This is a genomic window from Cellulomonas terrae (assembly GCF_007990265.1).
Taxonomy (GTDB): domain Bacteria; phylum Actinomycetota; class Actinomycetes; order Actinomycetales; family Cellulomonadaceae; genus Cellulomonas; species Cellulomonas terrae.
In genome coordinates this window covers 23,572-43,110 of the sequence record NZ_BJWH01000003.1, presented here as the reverse complement: position 1 = coordinate 43,110, position 19,539 = coordinate 23,572, and the positions used below count along the sequence as shown (strand labels likewise).

At 72.6% G+C, this 19,539-nt stretch carries 23 protein-coding genes; 11 read left to right on the top strand and 12 right to left on the bottom strand.

Annotated elements, in window-relative coordinates; translation table 11 throughout:
* Nucleotides 1-23 precede the first annotated feature (23 nt).
* Nucleotides 24-632 carry a GNAT family N-acetyltransferase gene (locus CTE05_RS04130; protein WP_146844854.1) on the top strand — a complete coding sequence of 203 codons (609 nt, stop codon included), beginning with the start codon at nt 24-26 and terminating at the stop codon, nt 630-632.
* 2 nt (nt 633-634) lie between these two features.
* Here CTE05_RS04130 and CTE05_RS04125 read toward each other — a convergent pair whose 3' ends face one another.
* The 3 genes from CTE05_RS04125 to CTE05_RS04115 form a co-directional block, all read right to left on the bottom strand.
* The gene (locus CTE05_RS04125) at nt 635-1,606 is read right to left on the bottom strand and encodes a diguanylate cyclase domain-containing protein (RefSeq protein ID WP_146844853.1); all 972 of its coding nucleotides are present in this window, start codon (nt 1,604-1,606) and stop codon (nt 635-637) included.
* 74 nt (nt 1,607-1,680) lie between these two features.
* Complete coding sequence (locus CTE05_RS04120) at nt 1,681-2,742, bottom strand: hypothetical protein (RefSeq protein WP_146844852.1); 1,062 nt, start codon at nt 2,740-2,742, stop codon at nt 1,681-1,683.
* Nucleotides 2,743-2,810: 68 nt separating this feature from the next.
* The gene (locus CTE05_RS04115) at nt 2,811-3,653 is read right to left on the bottom strand and encodes an alpha/beta hydrolase (RefSeq protein ID WP_146844851.1); all 843 of its coding nucleotides are present in this window, start codon (nt 3,651-3,653) and stop codon (nt 2,811-2,813) included.
* 113 nt (nt 3,654-3,766) lie between these two features.
* Here CTE05_RS04115 and CTE05_RS04110 point away from each other — a divergent pair, with 113 nt between their 5' ends.
* A complete protein-coding gene (locus tag CTE05_RS04110) occupies nt 3,767-4,564 on the top strand; it encodes a class I SAM-dependent methyltransferase (protein ID WP_222595407.1) in 798 nt (265 codons plus the stop codon).
* A gap of 8 nt (nt 4,565-4,572) precedes the next feature.
* Here CTE05_RS04110 and CTE05_RS04105 read toward each other — a convergent pair whose 3' ends face one another.
* A complete protein-coding gene (locus CTE05_RS04105; RefSeq protein WP_246123251.1) occupies nt 4,573-5,256 on the bottom strand; it encodes a DNA alkylation repair protein in 684 nt (227 codons plus the stop codon).
* Between the two features lie 252 nt (nt 5,257-5,508).
* Between CTE05_RS04105 and CTE05_RS04100 the strand changes: the two genes are divergently transcribed.
* The 3 genes from CTE05_RS04100 (at nt 5,509) to CTE05_RS04090 (ending at nt 8,402) form a co-directional block, all read left to right on the top strand.
* Entirely contained in the window at nt 5,509-7,302 is a 1,794-nt protein-coding gene (locus CTE05_RS04100) for a ribonucleoside triphosphate reductase (RefSeq protein WP_146844849.1), read from the top strand.
* Nucleotides 7,299-7,940, top strand: coding sequence for an anaerobic ribonucleoside-triphosphate reductase activating protein (locus CTE05_RS04095; RefSeq protein WP_146844848.1), 642 nt, complete (start codon nt 7,299-7,301; stop codon nt 7,938-7,940). The genes CTE05_RS04100 and CTE05_RS04095 overlap by 4 nt, the downstream gene beginning before the upstream one ends.
* Nucleotides 7,941-8,003: 63 nt before the next feature.
* Nucleotides 8,004-8,402, top strand: a complete 399-nt coding sequence (locus tag CTE05_RS04090; RefSeq protein WP_146844847.1) for a VOC family protein — start codon at nt 8,004-8,006, stop codon at nt 8,400-8,402.
* Here the strand turns inward: CTE05_RS04090 and CTE05_RS04085 are convergent.
* On the bottom strand, nt 8,399-9,352 hold the full coding sequence (locus CTE05_RS04085; RefSeq protein WP_146844846.1) for an EamA family transporter: 954 nt from the start codon (nt 9,350-9,352) through the stop codon (nt 8,399-8,401). The genes CTE05_RS04090 and CTE05_RS04085 overlap by 4 nt on opposite strands.
* Nucleotides 9,353-9,432: 80 nt before the next feature.
* Between CTE05_RS04085 and CTE05_RS04080 the strand changes: the two genes are divergently transcribed.
* The 3 genes from CTE05_RS04080 (at nt 9,433) to CTE05_RS04070 (ending at nt 11,339) form a co-directional block, all read left to right on the top strand.
* Complete coding sequence (locus CTE05_RS04080; RefSeq protein WP_146844845.1) at nt 9,433-10,011, top strand: CGNR zinc finger domain-containing protein; 579 nt, start codon at nt 9,433-9,435, stop codon at nt 10,009-10,011.
* 76 nt (nt 10,012-10,087) lie between these two features.
* A complete protein-coding gene (locus tag CTE05_RS04075) occupies nt 10,088-10,849 on the top strand; it encodes a deoxyribonuclease IV (RefSeq protein WP_222595415.1) in 762 nt (253 codons plus the stop codon).
* A 109-nt stretch (nt 10,850-10,958) separates the two neighbouring features.
* Nucleotides 10,959-11,339: an SHOCT domain-containing protein gene (locus tag CTE05_RS04070; protein WP_146844844.1), complete on the top strand. Its 381-nt coding sequence runs from the start codon at nt 10,959-10,961 to the stop codon at nt 11,337-11,339.
* A gap of 72 nt (nt 11,340-11,411) precedes the next feature.
* On the opposite strand, the gene CTE05_RS04065 is transcribed toward CTE05_RS04070, so the two are convergent.
* The 4 genes from CTE05_RS04065 to CTE05_RS04050 all read right to left on the bottom strand — a co-directional run bounded on the left by CTE05_RS04065 (nt 11,412) and on the right by CTE05_RS04050 (nt 13,459).
* The gene (locus CTE05_RS04065; RefSeq protein ID WP_146844843.1) at nt 11,412-11,714 is read right to left on the bottom strand and encodes an SHOCT domain-containing protein; all 303 of its coding nucleotides are present in this window, start codon (nt 11,712-11,714) and stop codon (nt 11,412-11,414) included.
* Nucleotides 11,715-11,738: 24 nt separating this feature from the next.
* On the bottom strand, nt 11,739-12,188 hold the full coding sequence (locus tag CTE05_RS04060) for a DUF6325 family protein (RefSeq protein ID WP_146844842.1): 450 nt from the start codon (nt 12,186-12,188) through the stop codon (nt 11,739-11,741).
* Between the two features lie 253 nt (nt 12,189-12,441).
* Entirely contained in the window at nt 12,442-12,891 is a 450-nt protein-coding gene (locus CTE05_RS04055; RefSeq protein ID WP_146844841.1) for a Rieske (2Fe-2S) protein, read from the bottom strand.
* Nucleotide 12,892: 1 nt separating this feature from the next.
* On the bottom strand, nt 12,893-13,459 hold the full coding sequence (locus CTE05_RS04050) for a DUF6529 family protein (protein ID WP_146844840.1): 567 nt from the start codon (nt 13,457-13,459) through the stop codon (nt 12,893-12,895).
* Nucleotides 13,460-13,609: 150 nt separating this feature from the next.
* Here CTE05_RS04050 and CTE05_RS04045 point away from each other — a divergent pair, with 150 nt between their 5' ends.
* A complete protein-coding gene (locus CTE05_RS04045; protein WP_146844839.1) occupies nt 13,610-14,008 on the top strand; it encodes a VOC family protein in 399 nt (132 codons plus the stop codon).
* Between the two features lie 56 nt (nt 14,009-14,064).
* Here the strand turns inward: CTE05_RS04045 and CTE05_RS04040 are convergent, their stop codons facing one another.
* Entirely contained in the window at nt 14,065-14,574 is a 510-nt protein-coding gene (locus CTE05_RS04040; RefSeq protein ID WP_146844838.1) for a COG4315 family predicted lipoprotein, read from the bottom strand.
* A gap of 150 nt (nt 14,575-14,724) precedes the next feature.
* Here CTE05_RS04040 and CTE05_RS04035 point away from each other — a divergent pair, with 150 nt between their 5' ends.
* Complete coding sequence (locus CTE05_RS04035; RefSeq protein WP_146844837.1) at nt 14,725-15,231, top strand: sigma-70 family RNA polymerase sigma factor; 507 nt, start codon at nt 14,725-14,727, stop codon at nt 15,229-15,231.
* Nucleotides 15,228-15,953 carry an anti-sigma factor family protein gene (locus CTE05_RS04030; protein ID WP_146844836.1) on the top strand — a complete coding sequence of 242 codons (726 nt, stop codon included), beginning with the start codon at nt 15,228-15,230 and terminating at the stop codon, nt 15,951-15,953. Before CTE05_RS04035 ends, CTE05_RS04030 begins: the two co-directional genes overlap by 4 nt.
* A 10-nt stretch (nt 15,954-15,963) precedes the next feature.
* Here CTE05_RS04030 and CTE05_RS04025 read toward each other — a convergent pair whose 3' ends face one another.
* Together CTE05_RS04025 and CTE05_RS04020 are read right to left on the bottom strand one after the other, a co-directional pair.
* Nucleotides 15,964-17,535: an esterase/lipase family protein gene (locus tag CTE05_RS04025; RefSeq protein WP_146844835.1), complete on the bottom strand. Its 1,572-nt coding sequence runs from the start codon at nt 17,533-17,535 to the stop codon at nt 15,964-15,966.
* An 85-nt stretch (nt 17,536-17,620) separates the two neighbouring features.
* Nucleotides 17,621-19,528, bottom strand: a complete 1,908-nt coding sequence (locus tag CTE05_RS04020) for a SpoIIE family protein phosphatase (protein ID WP_146844834.1) — start codon at nt 19,526-19,528, stop codon at nt 17,621-17,623.
* Nucleotides 19,529-19,539: the final 11 nt, after the last annotated feature.

The following is a 19,539-nucleotide window of genomic DNA, read 5'->3' as shown; positions in this document are numbered from 1 at the left end:
GCTGCGCCGCTACTGTCGCGAGCATGGGCGATGCGGGCCGCACGATCGACGGGTACCGGATCGAACCGCTCGGTCCGCAGACCTGGGACCAGTTCGCGGACCTGGCCGAGCGGCACAACGGTGTCTGGGGCGGGTGCTGGTGCACCTACTTCCACTGCTACCCCGACCCGATCGAGGAGCGCCGAGCGCTCGGCAACCGCGAGTTCAAGCGTCAGCGCGTCCTGGCCGGCCGCGCGCACGCGGCGCTCGTGCTCGACGGCGACGTCGCGGTCGCCTGGGCGGAGTTCGGCCCCGTCGACGAGCTGCCGAACATCCACCACCGCAAGGAGTGGGAGAAGGGGGTCGTGCGCGTCCCTGACTTCCGGATCACCTGCCTGTTCGTCGACCGTGACCACCGTCGCCAGGGGGTGGCGTCGGTCGCCGTGCGCGGCGCGCTCGCGCTGATCGCCGACGCGGGAGGCGGGCTGGTCGAGTCGTACCCGCACGACCTCCCGCCGGGCAAGAAGACCTCGGCGTCCTTCCTCTACAACGCGACGCGGACGATGTACGAGCAGCTCGGGTTCGAGTACCAGCGGCCCAAGGGCCAGGGCAACTGCGTGATGACCACCGAGGTGCTCGCGAGCCACCCCTAGCGTCAGACGCGCCGCGGCGACACGACCGCCGCCGCCTCGGCCTTCTCCCTGCGCATGCTCCGGTGCAGCTCCTGGAGCAGCAGCGGGACGTCGGCCCACGCCTGCAGGCTCACGGTGGCCACCGCCCGGACCTGCGGCCACTCGCCGTCGCCGAACCCGTGGGGGACCGGGTCGAGTGCGCGGAGCGCGATCTGACGGAGCTCCTCGGCGATGTCACGGGCGCGTTCGTCGGGCACGGCGGGCAGCACCGCGGCGACCAGGAGCTCGTCGTCCCCGAGGCGTCCGATCACACAGCCCGACGGGTAGGCGCCCGCGAGCGCCTCGGCCATGGTGGTCAGGACGCGGTCGCCGTGGCGCAGGCCGTGGACCGCGTTGAGGAGCCCGAAGGCTCGGACGTCGACCAGCGTGGCGGCCAGTCGCCGGCGGGACCCGCGGATCTCCTGCGCCCACGAGTCGAGGGTGTGCTCCAGCGTGTGCCGGTTGACGAGGCCGGTGGTGCGGTCGCGCATGCCCTGCTCGGCCAGCGCGGCGGCGAGGGCGTGCACGAGCTCGGCCGTGCCCGTGGCGGACCAGAGGTCCGCACGGACCACCACGTCCTCGAACCGGGACTCCGCCGGGCGGGCCATCGCGAGCAGTGCCGCCTCGACGACGGACGACGTCGGGTCGACCACCAGCGGCTCCCAGTCCGCGACGGCCCGCGCCGGTCGGCGGGTGAGCACCGCGCGGCCGTAGCCGAGCCGGCCCGCCATGCCGGCGGTGAACCGCGACCGCGTGATCAGTCCGATCCGGTGGGGCTCGGCCCGGTCGACGACACCGATCCGTACGAGCGCCGGGTCGAGGAAGAGCGGCTCGACGTCGTGGACGGGCAGCTCGGCGTCGATCACACGCAGGGGGACGGCGACGGTTGCGACCGGAGCGGTGGACGGGACGGCGCCGGAGCGGAGGTCACGCAGGAGGGTCTGAACGTTCGCCACAGCGCATGGTTGGTCACCGGAACCGCAGGTGGGAAGCGTGTTCGTCGAGTGGCCGGGCAACGTTCACCTGCGCGTCAGTCGGCGCTGCCGAGGTCCGGTCGGTGGACGGCGATCCAGCCCGTGCTCAGCACGCCGAGGGTGAGGGCGCCGAGAGCGACCTGCCAGGGTTCGAGCAGCAGCGGGTCGGCCGACGAGGGCTCCGCAGCCCCGATCCCGAGCAGCACCACCCCGACGCCGACGAGCACCGTCGCGGGGGTGAACACCCAGACCCACACCTGCACCATGGCGGCGTGCAGCACCCGCGCCGCGGCGCTGGGCGGCCTGGTGACGAGCCGCTTGCCGTGCCGCAGTCGCCGTGCCCACGTGGTCGGCTCCGCCCCCGAGAGGCGGCTCGCCCAGAACCGCGGTGGCATCTGGAGCGTGTCGTACAGGAACAGCGTGGCGAAGTAGAGCACCGACGCGAGCGCGAGCGCCGCGGCAGCGCCCCACCTCCACGCGTTCGCGCCCGGGAGGACGTCTTTGATGACGAACGTCAGGAGGCTCACGATCACGGCGCCCAGCGCGGCCGCCACGGTCATCTTCGACCTGATCTTGTCCCGGATCGCGCTCGCCTCGTCCGGCCCGTCCGCCGAGATCGTCCAGCACACCTCCCAGCGGTCACCCTTCAGGCGGCGGAGGCACGCGAGCTCTCCGTGCGCGATCGGGAACGGGCTGCCGAGGAGGAGCGCGGCGAGCCACTCGACGAGCGGCGCGTTGGTGACGAGCAGCGGTGAGCGCGTCGGCGTCGCCAGCGTCCGCAGGTCCGCCAGGTGCGTACGGACGGCGTCCTCGGCCGGTTCGTAGGCGCCGACCGTGAGGTCGACGCCCCAGTCCTCGGTCGTCTGCTCGAGGTGTCGTGTCTCCACCAGACTCTCGGCGAGCCGCTCGGCGGTCGCAGCGACCTCGTCCGTCGCGCTCGTCGTCAGTGTCACGAGCTGCACGCGACGGTCGGGCGCATCACGCCACTCGGAGGCCATCCACTCCTCGAGGCGACCTGCGAGCGAGCCGAGGTGCTTCGTGGCGGCGACGGTGAGACGACCGTCGCGGAACTCGCCGTGCCGCATCAGGAAGAGGAACTGCACCGGATCGGACGACATCGTCCCTCCCTGCCCTCGCACTCCAGCCCGAGTCGATGGTGTCACAGCGGACGGACGGTGCACCGTCGTCAGCACGGCGCCGCGCCCCCGGCACGCGCGACGTCACGGACCGCCTCCACCAGGGCGGGTCCCGACGCGAGCGCGGGGTCGTTGTGGTCCGCTCGCGGCACCACGACCTCGACGACGTCCCGGTCCGCTTCGCGGGCGGCGTCCGCCACAGCCCTGCTCTGACGGGGCGGCACGGTCGCATCCACGTCGCCGAGGACGACGGCGACCGGCACGCTCGTCTGTCGCACGGCGGCGACGACGTCGAACCGGTCGTGGAGCAGGGGCGCGACGGGCAGGTGGGTGGCTGCCTGCGCGGCGTCGGCGAGAGTGGTGAACGGCGACCGCAGGACGAGCGCGGCCGGCGGGTGCTCGGCGGCCAGCGCGGCCGCGACGGCCGCCCCGAGACTCTCCCCGAGATAGACGAGCGTCGTCGCCGGCACACCGGCGTCGACGAGGTACGCCCGAGCAGCCCGGGCGTCGCGCACGAGGCCCACCTCCGAGGGCGACCCGGGATTGCCGCCGTAGCCCCGGTACTCCAGGAGAAGCACGCCGAAGCCGGCCTCGCCCAGCGCAGCGGCGAGCGGGACCCGGGCGGCGCGGTTCCCGCCGTTGCCCGGCGTGACCAGGACGGTCGTGGTGCAGGCCGCGGGCGCGGGCAGCCACCACGCGGCGAGCGTCAGGCCGTCCGCCGTCGACAGCCGGACCTCCCGCGCGCCCGGCAGCACGTCCGAGACCGGCGGTGGAGCGCTGCGGTCGGGGACGAAGACCAGCGATCGCTGGAACGCGAGGACCACACCGACGACGAGGACGAGGACGACCGCGACCGCTGCCACCACCCGACGACCGCGCACCTGCCCAGCCATCGTCCGATCGTCGCACGGGGCGCGGAGCGCGGCTCCGTCCGGGGGACACCGGTCGTGCCCGGGTGCCGAAGGGTCCCGTTGCGTACCGGGGGAACGACGGGTCAACTGGGGACGTGAGCCGGACGGACAGGGTGGAGCACGCAGCGGGCTACGACGCCGAGCTGCAACGGCTGGACGTCCCGTTCCGGCGGGCCTGTGCGGTCCAGGCGCGAGACAGCGTCCTCGACGTGGGCTGCGGCACCGGTCAGACGACGCGGGCCGCGGCGGTGGCCGCCCGGGAGGGTCACGTGCTGGGCGTGGACACCTCGGCCCCGGCCGTCGAGCGCGCGCGAGCGCTGGCCGAGAACGAGCAGCTCGGCAACGTCGTGTTCGAGCGCGGTGACGCGCAGGTCCACCCGTTCCGGACGGAGAGCGTCGACCTCGTCATCAGCCGGTTCGGGACGATGTTCTTCCACGACGCCGGGGCGGCCTTCAGCAACCTCGCCCGCGCCCTGCGCCCGGACGGGCGGCTCGTGATGATGGTCTGGCAGGCCGGGGACCGCAACGAGTGGAGCGTCGCCATCCACCGCGCCCTGGGTGGGGCGGAGCGGCAGGTCGGCGACTCGCCGGCGTTCTCGCTCGCGGACCCGGCACGGACGACGGCGGTCCTCGAGGGCGCGGGGTTCGTCGACGTCGGCTTTGACGACGTCGACGAGCCGGTCTGGTACGGACCCGACGTGGCGTCGGCCGAGGCGTGGATCAGCAGCTTCACCTCCACCGACGACCTGGTGGCGCGCCTCGGTCCCGAGGGTGCTCAGCACGGCCTGGACCTGCTGCGGGAGGCGCTCTCGGAGCATCTGGGCGACGACGGTGTCTGGCTCGGCTCGCGCGCCTGGATCGTCACCGCGCGCCGAGGACGACCCGAGCGCTGAGGCGTCGCCTAGCCGTGCTGCCGGCGGACCATCTCGGTGATCCAGACCGGGGCGAACGGGGACGTGCACCCCGGTGAGGTCGGGTAGTCCTTGAGCACCTCGAGCCGTTCGCCGATCTCCAACGCGCGCGCTCGGAGCTCGGGGTGGTGGATGCCGATGGTGGCGAGACACTCGTTCATGGCCCACTGGAGGCGGTCCGGCGCGTCCTTCATCTGCGCCTCGACGAGGTCGAGGAGCCCGGCCAGGTCCAGCCCGTCGGGGCTGTTCGCGACGCGGTCGCTCGTCAGCGCCCACCCGGCGCCGGCGACCACGGGGTCGCGGTCGGCGAACCAGGTGACGCGCAGCTCCTCGACGTGAGAGCTCTTCTTCACGACGTAGCTGACGAGCCAGTCGTGCACCTTCGGGACGCGGGCGGCGCGCAGCATCGTGTCCAGCTCGGTGGCGGAGTACGCCTTCGGGCGGCTGATCAGGATCGCGACGAGCCGAGCCGCCGTGTCCCCGGTCTCCCACAGCCGCCCGGCGAGCTCGTGGTCCGTCCTGAGGCTCTTGGCCACCGCGCGCAGCTGGGTGAGGTTCACGCCGTGGTCGTCGCCGTGGCGTTCGTTCACCGCCCGGATCCTCGGGTCCTCGAGCAGCGCGAGCTCGGCCAGCACGCCGTCGACCGTGCGCTGGGGGAGTACACCGGTCGTCACTCGATCTCCTCGCGTGGGCATCGTCCAGGACGAAGCCTACGTCCGCAGGCTAGGGCGCACGCCTAGCGCTCGGCGCGACGACGCCGATGGACGGGACCGTCGCCGCCCGTGGGACCCACTAGGGACCTTCGACCCGTCCGACGCGCCGCCGCCCGCCCCTAACCTCTACATCTAGTCCCCCAAGGATCGATCGACCACAGCATGTTGTGGTCGACGCCGGGAGGGCCTCGGAGCAGAGGAGCCGTAGCGGACATGTCGGACAGGGTTGTCGTGGATGTCGGGTCGTCGATCGACGAGTACCTGGAGCGCACGGACTGGCGGGTGAACGCCAACGCGAACCAGGGGTACTCCCTGGGCGGGCTGATCCTGCAGACGGCGGGCAAGGTGGTGGCGAACTACTGGCTGAGCCACGTCTACCCGTCGGACGTGGGCGCCGCGCACCGGGAGGGAGACCTTCACATCCACGACCTCGACATGCTCTCCGGCTACTGCGCGGGCTGGTCGTTGCGGTCGTTCCTGTCCGAGGGTCTCAACGGGGTGCCGGGCAAGGTGGACGCTCGCCCGCCGCGGCACTTCGGGTCGGCCGTCGGGCAGATCGTGAACTTCCTCGGCACGATGCAGAACGAGTGGGCCGGCGCGCAGGCGTTCAGCTCGTTCGACACCTACATGGCCCCGTTCGTGCGGCGCGACGGCCTGTCATACGAAGAGGTCCGGCAGGGGATCCAGGAGCTGGTCTACAACCTCAACGTGCCCTCCCGGTGGGGGACGCAGACGCCGTTCACCAACCTCACGTTCGACTGGACGTGCCCCGACGACCTGCGCGAGGAGGTCCCGTTCGTCGCGGGGGAGCCGTGCGACTTCACCTACGGCGACCTGCAGGCCGAGATGGACCTGATCAACCGCGCGTACATCGAGGTCATGACCGACGGGGACGCGTCGGGCCGCGTGTTCACGTTCCCCATCCCGACGTACAACATCACGCACGACTTCGACTGGCACAGCGCGAACGCCGACCGGCTGTTCGCGATGACCGCCCGGTACGGGCTGCCGTACTTCCAGAACTTCCTCAACTCCGAGATGAGCCCGGGCGACGTCCGCTCGATGTGCTGTCGCCTGCAGCTGGACCTGCGGGAGCTGCTCAAGCGGGGCAACGGGCTGTTCGGGTCGGCCGAGCAGACCGGGTCGCTCGGTGTGGTCACGGTCAACTGCGGCCGGCTCGGCTTCCTGCACGCGGGCGACGAGGCCGGGCTGCTCGCGGCGCTCGACCACCTGCTGGAGCTGGCCCGGACGTCGCTCGAGCTCAAGCGGACCGTCATCCAGCGGTACCTCGACGAAGGGCTGTTCCCCTACACCCGGCGCTACCTGGCCACGCTCGACAACCACTTCTCGACGATCGGCGTGAACGGTCTGAACGAGCTGGTGCGCAACTTCACGGGGGACCGCGCGGACCTGACCGACCCCGAGGGGCACGCGCTGGTCGTCCGGCTGCTCGACCACGTGCGCGCGCGGATGGTGGAGTTCCAGGAGTCGACCGGCCACCTGTACAACCTGGAGGCCACGCCGGCGGAGGGGACGACGTACCGGTTCGCGAAGGAGGACCGTCGCCGGTTCCCGGGGATCCTGCAGGCCGGGACCGACGCGAACCCGTACTACACCAACTCGTCGCAGCTGCCGGTGGGCTTCACCGACGACCCGTTCGAGGCGCTCGAGCGGCAGGACGAGCTGCAGACCAAGTACACGGGCGGCACGGTCCTGCACCTGTACATGGCGGAGCGGCTCTCGACGCCCGACGCCGCCCGCGAGCTGGTCCGGCGCGCGCTGTCGACGTTCCGACTGCCCTACCTGACCGTCACGCCCACGTTCTCCATCTGCCCGCAGCACGGCTACCTGGCGGGAGAGCACCCGACCTGCCCGCGGTGCCACGACGAGTGCGAGGTGTGGACCCGGGTGATGGGGTACCACCGCCCCGTCAGCTCGTTCAACATCGGCAAGAAGGGCGAGCACCAGGAGCGCACGCCGTTCCGTGAGGCGGCGGCCCTCGCATGACCCAGGAGGTCGTCGTTGCGGGCCTGACGCCGCTGTCGTCGTGCGACTGGCCCGGCAGGCTCGTCGCGACGGCCTTCCTGCAGGGCTGTCCGTGGCGGTGCACCTACTGCCACAACGCCGCGATCCTGGACCCGCGCGCACCGGGCCAGGTCCCGTGGCAGGACGTGCTCGACCTGCTCGCGCGCCGGCGCGGGCTGCTGGACGGGCTCGTGTTCTCCGGCGGCGAGCCGACCCGGCAGGCAGCGCTCGTCACCGCGGCCGCGCAGGTGCGCGCGGCCGGCTTCGGGGTCGGTCTGCACACGTCGGGCGCGTACCCGAGCCGCCTTCCGGCGCTGCTCCCGCTGGTCGACTGGGTCGGGTTCGACGTCAAGGCGCCGGTGCGCCTCTACCGGGCGGTCACGCGCGTGGGCGGCCCGACGACGAGCGCCGACGCGACGTTCGCCTCGCTGCGGCTCGTGCTCGACTCGGGCGTGGACGTCGAGGTCCGGACCACGGTCGACCCGACCGTCATGGGTCCCGACGACGTGGCCGAGCTGACCGACGTCCTGGCCGGGCTCGGCGTGCGCCGGCACGTGCTGCAGCAGGTCCGGCAGGACGGGACCACGGACGAGTACCGCGCGGCCCTCGCGGCCTGCTGATGCGGTGCGTCGCGCGCGGCGGGATCATGGCCGGCGACGACGACCGACACGAGGTGATGACGCATGACGACGTACCCCACGATCGTCCAGGTCGTGCTCGACGCGACCGACATCCGGACGCTGGCCGAGTTCTACCGCGAGCTGTTCGGCCTGGAGTACCGCCCCGGTGACGAGCCGCAGAACGGGGAGAAGGACTGGCTGGTGCTGCGGTCGGGCTCGGGTGTCCCGCTCGCGTTCCAGCAGGTCGACGCGCTGCCCGCGGCGACGTGGCCGGAGGGGCCGATCCCGCAGCAGCTGCACCTCGACACGACCGTGCCGGACGTGACGGAGCTGGACGTCCAGCACGAGCGGGCGCTCGCCCTGGGGGCTCGGCTGCTCCACGACCGGTCCGACGACCTCGAGGAGCCGCTGCGCGTCTACGCCGACCCGGCGGGGCACCCGTTCTGCATCTTCGTCGGCTAGATGCGGGAGTCGGCCATGGCCCGGGGCTGATCGACGACCTCCGGGAGCGGCTGCGCCGTGCCGCGGCGGACCAGGGCGATCCCGGCGACGACGAGCACCATCCCGACGGCCTGCACGGGCAGCGGCGCCTCGCCGACGAGCGCCCACGCGAGCAGGACCGCGACGAGCACCTCGGACAGGGCGAGGAACGACGCGAGCCGTTCGCCGAGCAGCCGTACGGACAGAGCGCTGACGCCGTACGCGAAGGCGGTGGGCACGGTGGCCACCACGAGCAGCGGCACGACCCAGTGCACCTGCGACCCGAGGAGGTCCACGCGGACGTCGGGTGCGGCGAGCGGGAGGATGCCCACGGCGGCAACGACGGCGACGGTCAGCGCCCCGACGGCCATCCCGGCCCCGGCCAGGCTGATCGGCGGGAGCGCCGACGGGCGGCCGGTGAACGCGAAGTACCCGGCGTTGCCGATCGCGGAGACGAGCGCGAAGACGAGGCCGACGGGGTCCAGCTCCAGCGACCCGGTGAGGTCGAGGACGAAGACCAGCCCGCCGGTCGCGAGCGCTGCGCCGACGAGCGTGGCGCGGGTCGGTGCCTGCCGGTCGCGGGCCCAGCGCCACGCGACCAGCAGGAGCGGCCCCGTGTACTCGATGAGCAGGGCGACGGCCACAGGGAGCCGGTCGACCGCGAGGTAGTACATGGTCGAGGCGGTGGCGACGCCGAGCACTCCGAAGCCGAGGATGCTGCGCCACTCGTCGCGCACCACGTGCCAGCGTCCGCGGACGGCCCAGGCGGCCGGTCCGGCCAGCAGGAGCGCGGCGACGGAGAGGCGGACGAGGATCGCCGAACCGGGGGACCAGCCGGCGACGAGGAGCGGCTTGACGACCGGTCCGCTGGTGGCGAAGGCGACGGCGGCGACGAGACCTGCGACGATGCCGACCGAGCGGTTCTGAGGCATGGGCGGATCCCGTCACGAGATGTCATGAGTGAAATGCGATTACACTCGTGACACTACGGAGAAAGGCGACAGGAGTCAAAGTGGTCTTCGCACCTGACACGGAGATGAGCATCGCCGCGGCCGTCGAGATGGTGAACACCGCCCGTCGCCGGGACGGCCACGACGCCATGGCGACCACCGACGACGTCGCCGAGTTCTACACGCGATGGGGCTACACGGCACGGCACGACGGTGACGACGCCGAGCTGGCTGCGATCCGTGACGCGCGTGACCAGATCGCCGCGCTCTGGGACGTCGACCGCGACACCGCCGCCGGGCTCCTCAACGACATGCTCGCGCGCGGGGGAGCGGTGCCGTACCTGACCCGGCACGACGACCTGGACTGGCACCTGCACGGCACCGCCCCGGACGCCCCGCTGGCGACCGTCCTGCTCGTCGAGACGGCGATGGCCATGTCCGACGTCGTGCGCAGCGCCGAGTACGACCGGCTCCAGCGGTGCGAGGCCGACGACTGCGACGCCGTCCTGGTCGACCTGTCCCGGAACCGGTCGCGCCGGTTCTGCGACGTCAACGGCTGCGCCAACCGCGCGCACGTCGCCGCCTACCGCGCTCGCCGCGCCCGCGGACCCGCCCTGCGGCACGGAGACGTCGCCCGGTGACGGGGACCGGGCACAGCCGTGCACCTGTCGGCGGTCCGGTCTAGCCTGACGCGTGCCCGACCGGAGGGAGACCGACGTGGTGCTCATCGGCGCCCATGTGCGTGGTGACGACCCGGTGGCGACCGCCGCCGAGCTCGACGCAGAGTGTGTCCAGCTGTTCCTGGCCGACCCGCAGGGCTGGAAGAAGCCCGTGCCGCGCGACGACGGGGACGCCCTCGTGGCCTCGGGTCTCGGCATCTACGCGCACGCGCCCTACCTGGTCAACGTCGCGTCGACCAACAACCGCATCCGGATCCCGAGCCGGAACATGATCGCGCAGCATGCGGCTGCGGCAGCGGCACTGGGTGCGCGGGCGCTCATCGTGCACGGCGGCCACGTCGGCGACGGGGACGACCTGGCCGTCGGCATCGAGAACTGGCGCAAGACGTTCGAGCGCGCGACGTTCCCGGTGAAGATCCTCGTCGAGAACACGGCGGGCGGTGAGAACGCGTGCGCGCGGACCCTCGACGGCCTCGCGATGCTGTGGGACGCGATCGGCGGGTACGACGTCGGCCTGTGCCTGGACACGTGCCACGCGTGGGCGGCCGGGGAGGACCTGGAGACGGTCGTGGAGCGCGTGCGGGCCATCACGGGGCAGGTGGACCTGGTGCACGCCAACAGCTCACGGGACGCGCAGGGCTCCGCGCGCGACCGGCACGCGGGCTTCGCGTCAGGAACCATCCCGCCCGAGCTGATCGCGCACGTGGTCCGGGAGGCCGGCTGCGACGCGCTCGTCGAGACACCGGCCGAGAGCCAGGCGCAGGACGTCGCGTTCCTGCGTGCCGCGCTGGCGGGCTGAGCGCCCCGGTCGTGTCGTGACCGATTCCGGACGATTCGCGTGCCTCGGTGGCTAGCCTCGGATGCACGAACCCCCCAGCAGAGGCGGGGTCAGCACCAAGGACGGTTCCATGAACACGCTCGGGCAGTGGATCTGGATGTTGGTCTGGTTCTTCCTGTTCTTCGTCTACCTCGTCATCCTGTTCCAGATCGTGGCTGACCTGATCCGCGACCACGCCCTCAGCGGCTGGTGGAAGGCCGTCTGGATCATCGGCCTCGTCGTCATGCCCTACCTCGTGGCGCTGATCTACCTGATCGCGCGGGGCAGGACCATGGCCGAGCGGCAGCGCGGCGCATTCGTCGAGGCCAAGTCGGCCCAGGACTCGTACATCCGCTCGGTCGCGTCCGGGAAGTCGCCGGCGGACCAGATCGCCGACGCGAAGGCCCTCCTCGACTCCGGGGCCATCGACGCGGGCGAGTTCGCGACCCTCAAGGCGAAGGCCCTCGCCTGACGCACGGACGACCCCGGTCCCGGCACGGGACTCGTGCCGGGACCGGGGTCGCGTGCGTGCGCTCGTCCCGTGTCAGCTCGTCAGGATGCGGTTCTTCTGCACCTCGAACTCGGTGTCGCTGAGCACCCCGGCGTCACGGAGCTGGCCCAGCTGGGCGAGCTGGGCGAGCTTCGCGTCCATGTCCGGCGCGGGCGGCGGCGGGGCGTAGGCGGGTGCCGGCGCCGCGTACTGCGGGGGCGGGGGTGCGGCGGCGGCCTGCTGCTGGTCCTGTGCGGCCCAGCGTCCGGCCTGCCGCCGGGACACCCGGTTCGAGACGCTCGTGGCGGTCCCGGCGATGACGGCGGTCCTGGCGACCCCGCGGATCAGTCCTGGCATCGGTAGCTCCTCCTCTGGCGGGTTTCAGGCGACGGGTTCGATGGCGTCCAGGGCAGCGATGACCGCCTGCACCGGGATGCGTCCGCTGGCGACGAGCTGACCACCGGCACGCCGCAGCGCGACGGCGAACGGGGCAGCCCACACGTTCTCGTACACGAACACCCCGGCCGCGTCCCCCGGAGCCAGCGCGTTCGCCGCCTCCGAGATGTCGTCGTCGCCCAGCAGGCCGGACGAGGCGCCCTCGAAGATCGTGAGGTCGACACCCCCGTCCGCCAGCTCGCTCAGCTCGAGTCCGGAGACGGAACCGTCCTGCGCCTTCTGGATGAAGGTCAGGTCGAGGATGCGGATGATGCCGCGCTCCACGAGGTCGACCAGGAGAGGGAAGGCCTCTCCGGTGAAGTGCGCGTTCGGGAAAGCGACTACGAGGTAGTCGATGGGACCCGTCTCCTCGAGCCCCGCCAGATCCTGCGTCATTCGGGCCGTCCTCTCGCTGCTGCCGGTCGACATCCACCTGGCGAGGAAGTCCGAGCTGCGACCCCCATCGCCCCGGCGCCGGCCCCGTCGCCGTCGCCTTCGTACCCTTCGTCTGGAACGTACCACCCAGGTCAGGCGTGTCCAGGGGTGCCGAGGACGACGTGTCAGCCGCGCAGGGCGGCGAGCATCGCGCCGATCGTCGCGGCCGCTCCGGCGACCCAGAGGAGGGTGGGCAGGCGTTCTCGGAACGGCTTCATGCGCGCAGCACCTCGCCCTCGTCGGTGATCTCGATCTCCTCCGGTTCCAGGGGTTCCGTCGCCGGGCCGCGCACCACGGCGCCGGTCGCCGCGTCGAAGGCGCTGCCGTGGCAGGGGCACCGGATCTGGCCGTCCTGGACCCCGGCGACGAGGCACCCCTGGTGGGTGCAGACCGCCGTGAAGCACCGGACCGTGTCGCCGTCGCGGGTGAGCACGAGCTTGTCGTCGCTCAGCACGACGCCGCCGCCGTCGGGGATGTCGTCGACGGCGGCGAGGAAGTGCGAGTCCTGGCCCCCGTCGCCGTCGGGTCCCTCGCCGGAGGTGTCGTCGTCCTGCTCCGGTGCCGGCCCGAGCGCCAGGAAGCCCACGAAGCCGGCGGTCCCGGCGGCGAGCGCGACCCCAGCACCCTCGAGCAGCGAGCGCCGGCTGACCTGCGGATCGGCCATGTCAGTAGCCCACCTCCCCGGACTGGCTGAAGAACCACAGCGCGGAGCTGAACCACAGGATCACGACGACTGCAGCGAGGAGCCCGCCGAGGAGGGGCACGGTGAACGAGGGCAGCCCGCGCAGCCGCAGGGCCAGCATCTTCGCGGCGAAGACGCCGTAGAGCACGCACCCGGCGACGGAGTGCACCAGGACGCGGGTGGACTCGTCCTCGAAGCCGAGCGACCAGACGCAGTGGAACGCGACCGGCAGTGTCAGGAGGAAGGCGACGGTCCCCGACCAGCGGTGCAGGCTCGACACCCAGGGGGGCGCGTCCGTCACGCCGGGCAGCCGACCCCACATCGCCAGCGCCGAGAGCACCTGGACGACGACGAGGGCTGCGGCTGCCGTGGTCAGCCACGCCTTCATGTCGAGCATGCTGGCGAAACCGAGGGTGGTGAGGGCGGCCCCGTCCCCGGGGTGGATCTCGGCGTAGGCCGCGAGCGCGGCCGCGACAGCGAGGCCGACCGCACCGAGCACGGCCAGCCCCCACTGGGACGGCCGCCCGGCCGTCTGCGTGTCGGTGCTCACAGGTCGATGGTGGCGTGCCACGGGCTGTCGCGACAGTGGGCGGGTGAGGTGCTGCACACATGTGCAGGAGCCCTGGACGGTTGTCCTGCGACGGTTCTAGCGTCGAGGGGCCGGCCTGCCGACGGACGGTTGGCCCGCACGGGAGGCACTATGCTCGCCGACCACGCCGCCATCCCCGTCCTCGCCGTCACCGACCTGGACCGGGCGCGGGAGTTCTACGAGGGGACCCTCGGGTTCACGAGCGGGCCGGACGTGCCCGACGGCGTCATCTACACCACGTCCAACGGCGGCTTCCTGGTGTACCCGTCCGCCTACGCCGGCACGAACAAGGCGACCGGGATCTCCTTCCAGGTGTCCGGCGACGCCTTCGACAGCGAGGTCGCGGCGCTGCGGTCCGCCGGGATCGAGTTCCAGACGTTCGACCTGCCGGGCGACGCCACGTGGACCGACGGGGTCCTGTCCGACGGCACCATGAAGGCGGCCTGGTTCACCGACCCCGACGGGAACGTCCTCAACGTGGAGACCGACCCGCGCAACGGGATGGGCTGACCGGTCCGACCGGTCCCGGACGGTGGCCGGAGCGACCACCGCCCGGGCCTGCACCGTCAGTCGGTGATCTCCGCGCCGTCCGGTGCGATGACCCACCAGACGTCGTTGACGCCCTGCCCGTTCACGTCGCCCGGGGCCGTGTCCTGCGCGAACGTGTAGATGGGCCGGCCGTCGATGGTGATCTGCGTCGATCCGTCGGTCCCCGTGATCGTGCCGATTTCACCGGTGACGCCCTCGACCGTCGGGGTCTCGGACTCCGTGGTGATCGGTGGCCACGCCGTCAGGCAGTCGCCCGAGCAGGCGCTGGTGCCGGAGTCCTTGACGTCGTTGGAGAAGTAGTACGCGGTCATGCCGTCGCCGTCGACGACGACGGTGCCCAGCGAGGTCTCGGCGGTCGAGAGGTCCGCCGACATCTCCTCCGCCGGGGACTCCTCCGCCGGGGACTCCTCGGCGCTGGTCGTCTCGCCGGTGGACTCCGGCGTCTCGTCGTCGGAACCTCCTCCACAGGCGGTCAGGGTGGCCGCAGCCACGAGCGCGGTGATCGAGTACAGGATGGTCCGTCGCACGATGTCCTCCTCTGCCGGGTGCAGGTCCCGCCCCCGGGACCTGCTACGTGGACTACGAGGCCGCGGACCGTCCGGTTCACCTGCGGTTGAACCTGCCGCTGTGCTGCATCGTTGGGGGAGTAGGACCGCTGGGCGACGAGAGGAGACGGCGTGGCCGAGGAACCCGACGCGCTCCTGCGGGCGCTCCACCAGGCCTACGCGCGTCCGCTGCAGAGCTACGTCGTGCGCCTCACCGGTGACCGGGCCTTCGCCGAGGACGTCGTGCAGGAGGCGATGGTGCGGGCGTGGCGGCACCCGGAGGTCCTCGCGCGCGAGGAGGGTGCGACGCGGGCGTGGCTCTACACGGTGGTCCGCAACCTGGTGATCGACGACCGTCGCAGCGCACGGCACGCGCGGGAGCGCACGACGGACGCGGCGCCGGACACGCCGCAGCCCGACGCGACCCAGGCGGTCCTGGACAGCTGGTTGGTGGCGGACGCGCTGGAGCAGCTCACGCCGGAGCACCGGGCCGTCGTGGTCGGCGCGTACTACGGCGGCAGGTCCGTCGCGGAGCTGGCCCGGGACCATGACATCCCGGAGGGGACCGTGAAGTCCCGGATGCACTACGCCCTGCGCGCGCTGCGGCTCGCGCTCCAGGAGAGAGGAGTCTCGGCATGACAGGCCGCGACACGGACGAGCAGCGGAGCACGGGCGAGGACCCGTTCCGTGAGTGGGACGCGGCCTACGTCCTCGGGTCGCTCGACGCCGCCGACCGTCGTGCGTTCGAGGACCACCTGCGGTCGTGCGACTCGTGCCGCGCCGCGGTCGCCGAGCTCGCGGGGATGCCGGGGCTGCTGCGGATGGTGCCGCCCGACGAGGCTGCTGCGCTCGGCGGGGGACCGGCGGTCGAGGTCGTCGAGCTGGCCTCGGTCGCTCGTGCCGTGCGCCGGGACCGGCGGCGTCGGACCGCCTTCCTGGCGAGCGCTGCCGCGGCCCTGCTCGTGCTCGCCGGGGTCGCAGGGGTCCTCCTCGGCCGGCCGGCCGGGTCGCCGCAGGCCACGGCACCGTCGTCGTCCGGGCAGGTCACCGCGCTGCAGCTGGAGCCCGTCGGGGCCGCGGCGGTCAGCGCGGACCTGACCCTGCAGGAGAAGCGCTGGGGCACGCGGATCGACTGGGAGTGCCGCTACCCCTCCGACGAGGGCCCGTACGCGACGGCGCCGACCTACGAGCTCGTGCTCGTCGACGACGACGGGACCAGCACGGTCGTCGCGACCTGGACGGGGGGCAGCACCGGTGCTCGCGGGCTGGGTGCGTCGTCGAGCATCGTCACCGACACGATCCGGCGCGTGGAGATCCGGGTGCAGGGCTCCGACGCGGCCCTGGCCGCCGCGCAGACCTGACCGAACCCGCTCAGGCGGGCGTCCGACCCGACACCGCGACCGTGATCGCCGCGTCCCGGCCCAGCAGCTCGCGCGCGGCCACGGGCAGCCGGATCCGCGCGAGCCAGCTCCCGGTGGCCGTGTCGACGTCCTCGAGCTGCTCGTCGGTCGCCGCGTCCGGTACCCAGTCCCGGATCGCCGTCCCCAACGCCGAGCTCCACACCGCCCAGGACCTCGGCGGGGTGCCGTCCTGCGGGAACTCGATGTCGACCACCAGCACGTCGGACCAGTCTGCGGTCTGCTCGAGGTGGTCCAGGAACGACAGCAGACCGCCCTGCTTGCGCAGCGACAGCAGCCGCAGCCGCAGGACGTGCCGCATGGTCGTGACCTCCCGCTCGCCGCCCTGCACGGTGGGACGGGTCGCCCGGGTCGACAGGAACGTGCGCACCAGCGGGACCGGCGTGGCCGCTGCGTCGGCCGTCCGGGGCCGCTCGATCTGGATGGGGCACAGGTGCGCGGTGCTCTGCTCGTGGAGCACCACGGGCAGTCCCCGGATCGACAGCGCGGCCTCGAGCTGCCAGACGGTGTCGTCCTGCTCGGTGCCGGGCAGGTGGACGTCGGTCAGCTGCGCGCGGACCTCGACGTCGCCGAAGAGGAACCGCTGCAGGTTCTGGTACCCCTCCTCGGAGTTGACGATGCCGAACCGGCCCGAGTGGGAGCGGTGCACCAGCGCACGCGGAGCGTCCTGCACGTACGCGTTCTCGAGCTGCACGAGACCGTCGCTCCGCGCGCCCACCGCGCGGCTGGACAGCCCCAGCGCGACGGAGTAGTCGCTGGAGTTCGTGCCGACCAGGCAGAAGATGCGGTCCGGCGGGAAGCCGTCGTCCGGCATCCTCGTCGCGTCCCAGTCCGCCGGGACCTCGGCCTGCATCGACGCCTCGGGCGTGAGGTACCGGTACATGCGTTCCGGGCCGAACATGTCCGCCCCGGCGACCCCGGTCAGGTCGCGCAGCTTCTCGATCGCGCCGAAGCCCATCGAGAACTCGATCCCGCCGTGCGGGGTGGCGTAGGTGAACACCCGGTCGACGAAGTCCGTGGCGGCGGCCGGGCCGGCGCCCGTCGCGTCCGGGATGGTCTTCTGGATCATGGCGCGCACCACGAGCCCACCCATCGAGTGGGCGACCAGGAAGACGCGTGGCGCGCCGGTCTTGCGGCACACGAGCCTGACCAGGTCGAACAGGCTCTGGGCGGCGCGCTCGATGCTGAACGGGTTCGGGTCCTTGGTGAGGGTGGGCGCGAACTCGTCGTAGAAGCGGTGCACCCAGATCGTCGCCGGGTCGATCGTGCCGTCGTCCCGCTGGTCGAGGTACCCGCGCTGGTTGCCCTGCACCAGCAGCTGGTACCCGTGGTCGATCATGAGGCGCAGCAACGGGCTCTCGAACTGGTGGAACGTGGGGCGGTCGGTGTCGTCCACCCGCACCTGGACCGACCCCTCGTTGAAGCCGTAGAACGGGTCGTCCACCGCGCTGCTGATCCCCGAGGGCCCGCCGGCGAACCCGCGCACGTAGATCACCGGCAGCCTGCCGTCGGCCGCGTCACCCATGAGAGCTCCTTCGTCGGTGCGAGGGTCTCGACCTCGCGACGTGGGGAAGGAGTCCACCGGCGGGTCGGCGATACGTCACACCAGGTCACGCCTCCGAGGAGACGAACGGCGTCCCTGCGACCTCCAGGGTCTGTGCGGCGGGTGTCCCCGCCGGCGCGATCACCTGGAGACGGTCGATCGTCTGCAGGAGGGACTCCAGGACCCGGACCCCGGCGCTGCCGAGGTGGACGACGTCGCGCAGGTCGATCGTGACCGGGACGAGCCCGTTCCGGGACAGCCGGAGGATCTCGGCCTGCACCTGCGCGGCCGCCGCGCGGTGGTCGACCGCCCCGCCGACGCGGACGACGCGGGCCCCCGTCGGGTCCGTGGAGACGGCGAGCGGCGCCTTCTCGCGAGCGCCCACGCCGACGACGGCGTCCGACTGGTCGACGGGCGCCGGTCGGCGTGCGGGGCACTCGAGCGTCACGGTGGTGCCGTCCGCCGTCGTCTCGACGCCGACCTGCAGCCCTGCCGACGCCATCATGCTGAACCCCCTGCCGCGGTCGCCCGGGTCCACGTCGGGCTCGCGCCAGCGTCCGTGGTCGCGGACGACGACCTCCACGATGGCGTCGTCGCGGATGGTCGCCCCGACCTCGACCGTCCCGGCATCGCCGTCGCGGTACGCGTGCTCGACGGCGTTGGCCATGACCTCGCTGACCCCGAGGACGAGCGCCGCGCGGTCCCGCGTGCCCAGACCGACACCACGCCCCCAGGCGTCGATCTCGCCGCGCACCTCGGCGAGGCGTCCCGGTTCCGCGGGCACCGACAGGTGCAGCGATGCGGGTGGTGTTCGCCGGTGCGCTGCGAGGACGGTGACGTCGTCGGTGAAGCCGCCGTCGGTGAGCACCGCGGGGAGGTGCTGGCAGATCCGGCTGGCGATCGAGGGGTTGGCGCGGAACTCGGCGGACGACCCCTGGTAGGCGTCGACCGCCGTCCTCTCGAGCACCGCCACACCGTCGCGCAGCGGACGGCGCAGGTTCTCCACCAGGCCGTCCGTGAACAGCACGATCGCGTCGCCGTCCCGTAGCCGGGAGGTCGAGACGCGGCCCTCGGTCCGGGAGCCGAGCGGTCCGTCGCCCGTGGTCGGCAGGATCCGTGCACCGTCCGGACCGACGACGAGAGGCGCGGGGTGCCCGCGCGTGGCGTACTCCAGGTCACCGGTGTGCGGGTCGAGCAGCGCGACGCAGACGGTGGCCGCGAACGCGCCGGAGACCCGCCCGGCGAAGGCCTCCACGGCGTCGAGCGCGTCGAGGATCCCGGCCCCTTCGAGCAGCCGCGCCGCCAGCACCGCGCGCAGCTGGCTCATGATCGCGGACGCCTCCACGCCGTGGCCGACCACGTCACCCACCGTCAGGGACACGCGCCCGTCCGGCAGGGTCGCCGAGTCGAACCAGTCGCCGCCGGCCGCCTGCTCGAGCCCGGCGACGAGGTAGGACGCCGCGACGTCGACACGGGGGAGCAGCGGCACCGTCGAGGGGAGCAGGGCGCCCTGCAGGCGCAGGACGACCTCGCGGGCCCGCGCGAGGCGCTCGTCGGCGGTCGCCGCACCCGCCCTCTCGAGGTTTGCGGCTCGCACCCGTGGGGTGACGTCGATGCCGGCGGCGATCGCACCCGCCAGCGCACCGGACTCGTCGCGCCACGGTGTGACCTCCAGGTCGAGCCACACGCCGGACGACGGGTCCGACCACTCGGGCACCACCGGGACGGTGTCCTCATGGAAGCGCACACCGGTCCGGATCACCTCGGACAGGGCGGTCACGATGGTCTGGATCCCGGGATCGCGCAGGTCCTGCAGCCGGACGTCCACGAGACGCTCCCGCTGGAGGAGGTCGCGCGCCCCACGGTTGGCGGCGACGATGCGCATCTCCGGGGCGCGCACGACGATCTGGACCCCGGGTGAGCCGTCGAACGCCTGCAGGACGGCGGACTGGTCGACGATCCCGTCGCTCGCCATCCCGGGCGCCT

Coding starts and splice junctions, on each gene's coding strand:
- CTE05_RS04130 (WP_146844854.1), top strand. CDS start 24: ATGGGCGATGCGGGCCGCACGATCGACGGGTACCGGATCGAACCGCTC.
- CTE05_RS04120 (WP_146844852.1), bottom strand. CDS start 2,742: ATGTCGTCCGATCCGGTGCAGTTCCTCTTCCTGATGCGGCACGGCGAG.
- CTE05_RS04115 (WP_146844851.1), bottom strand. CDS start 3,653: ATGGCTGGGCAGGTGCGCGGTCGTCGGGTGGTGGCAGCGGTCGCGGTC.
- CTE05_RS04100 (WP_146844849.1), top strand. CDS start 5,509: ATGTCGGACAGGGTTGTCGTGGATGTCGGGTCGTCGATCGACGAGTAC.
- CTE05_RS04095 (WP_146844848.1), top strand. CDS start 7,299: ATGACCCAGGAGGTCGTCGTTGCGGGCCTGACGCCGCTGTCGTCGTGC.
- CTE05_RS04090 (WP_146844847.1), top strand. CDS start 8,004: ATGACGACGTACCCCACGATCGTCCAGGTCGTGCTCGACGCGACCGAC.
- CTE05_RS04085 (WP_146844846.1), bottom strand. CDS start 9,352: ATGCCTCAGAACCGCTCGGTCGGCATCGTCGCAGGTCTCGTCGCCGCC.
- CTE05_RS04070 (WP_146844844.1), top strand. CDS start 10,959: ATGAACACGCTCGGGCAGTGGATCTGGATGTTGGTCTGGTTCTTCCTG.
- CTE05_RS04065 (WP_146844843.1), bottom strand. CDS start 11,714: ATGCCAGGACTGATCCGCGGGGTCGCCAGGACCGCCGTCATCGCCGGG.
- CTE05_RS04060 (WP_146844842.1), bottom strand. CDS start 12,188: ATGACGCAGGATCTGGCGGGGCTCGAGGAGACGGGTCCCATCGACTAC.
- CTE05_RS04055 (WP_146844841.1), bottom strand. CDS start 12,891: ATGGCCGATCCGCAGGTCAGCCGGCGCTCGCTGCTCGAGGGTGCTGGG.
- CTE05_RS04045 (WP_146844839.1), top strand. CDS start 13,610: ATGCTCGCCGACCACGCCGCCATCCCCGTCCTCGCCGTCACCGACCTG.
- CTE05_RS04030 (WP_146844836.1), top strand. CDS start 15,228: ATGACAGGCCGCGACACGGACGAGCAGCGGAGCACGGGCGAGGACCCG.
- CTE05_RS04025 (WP_146844835.1), bottom strand. CDS start 17,535: ATGGGTGACGCGGCCGACGGCAGGCTGCCGGTGATCTACGTGCGCGGG.
- CTE05_RS04020 (WP_146844834.1), bottom strand. CDS start 19,528: ATGGCGAGCGACGGGATCGTCGACCAGTCCGCCGTCCTGCAGGCGTTC.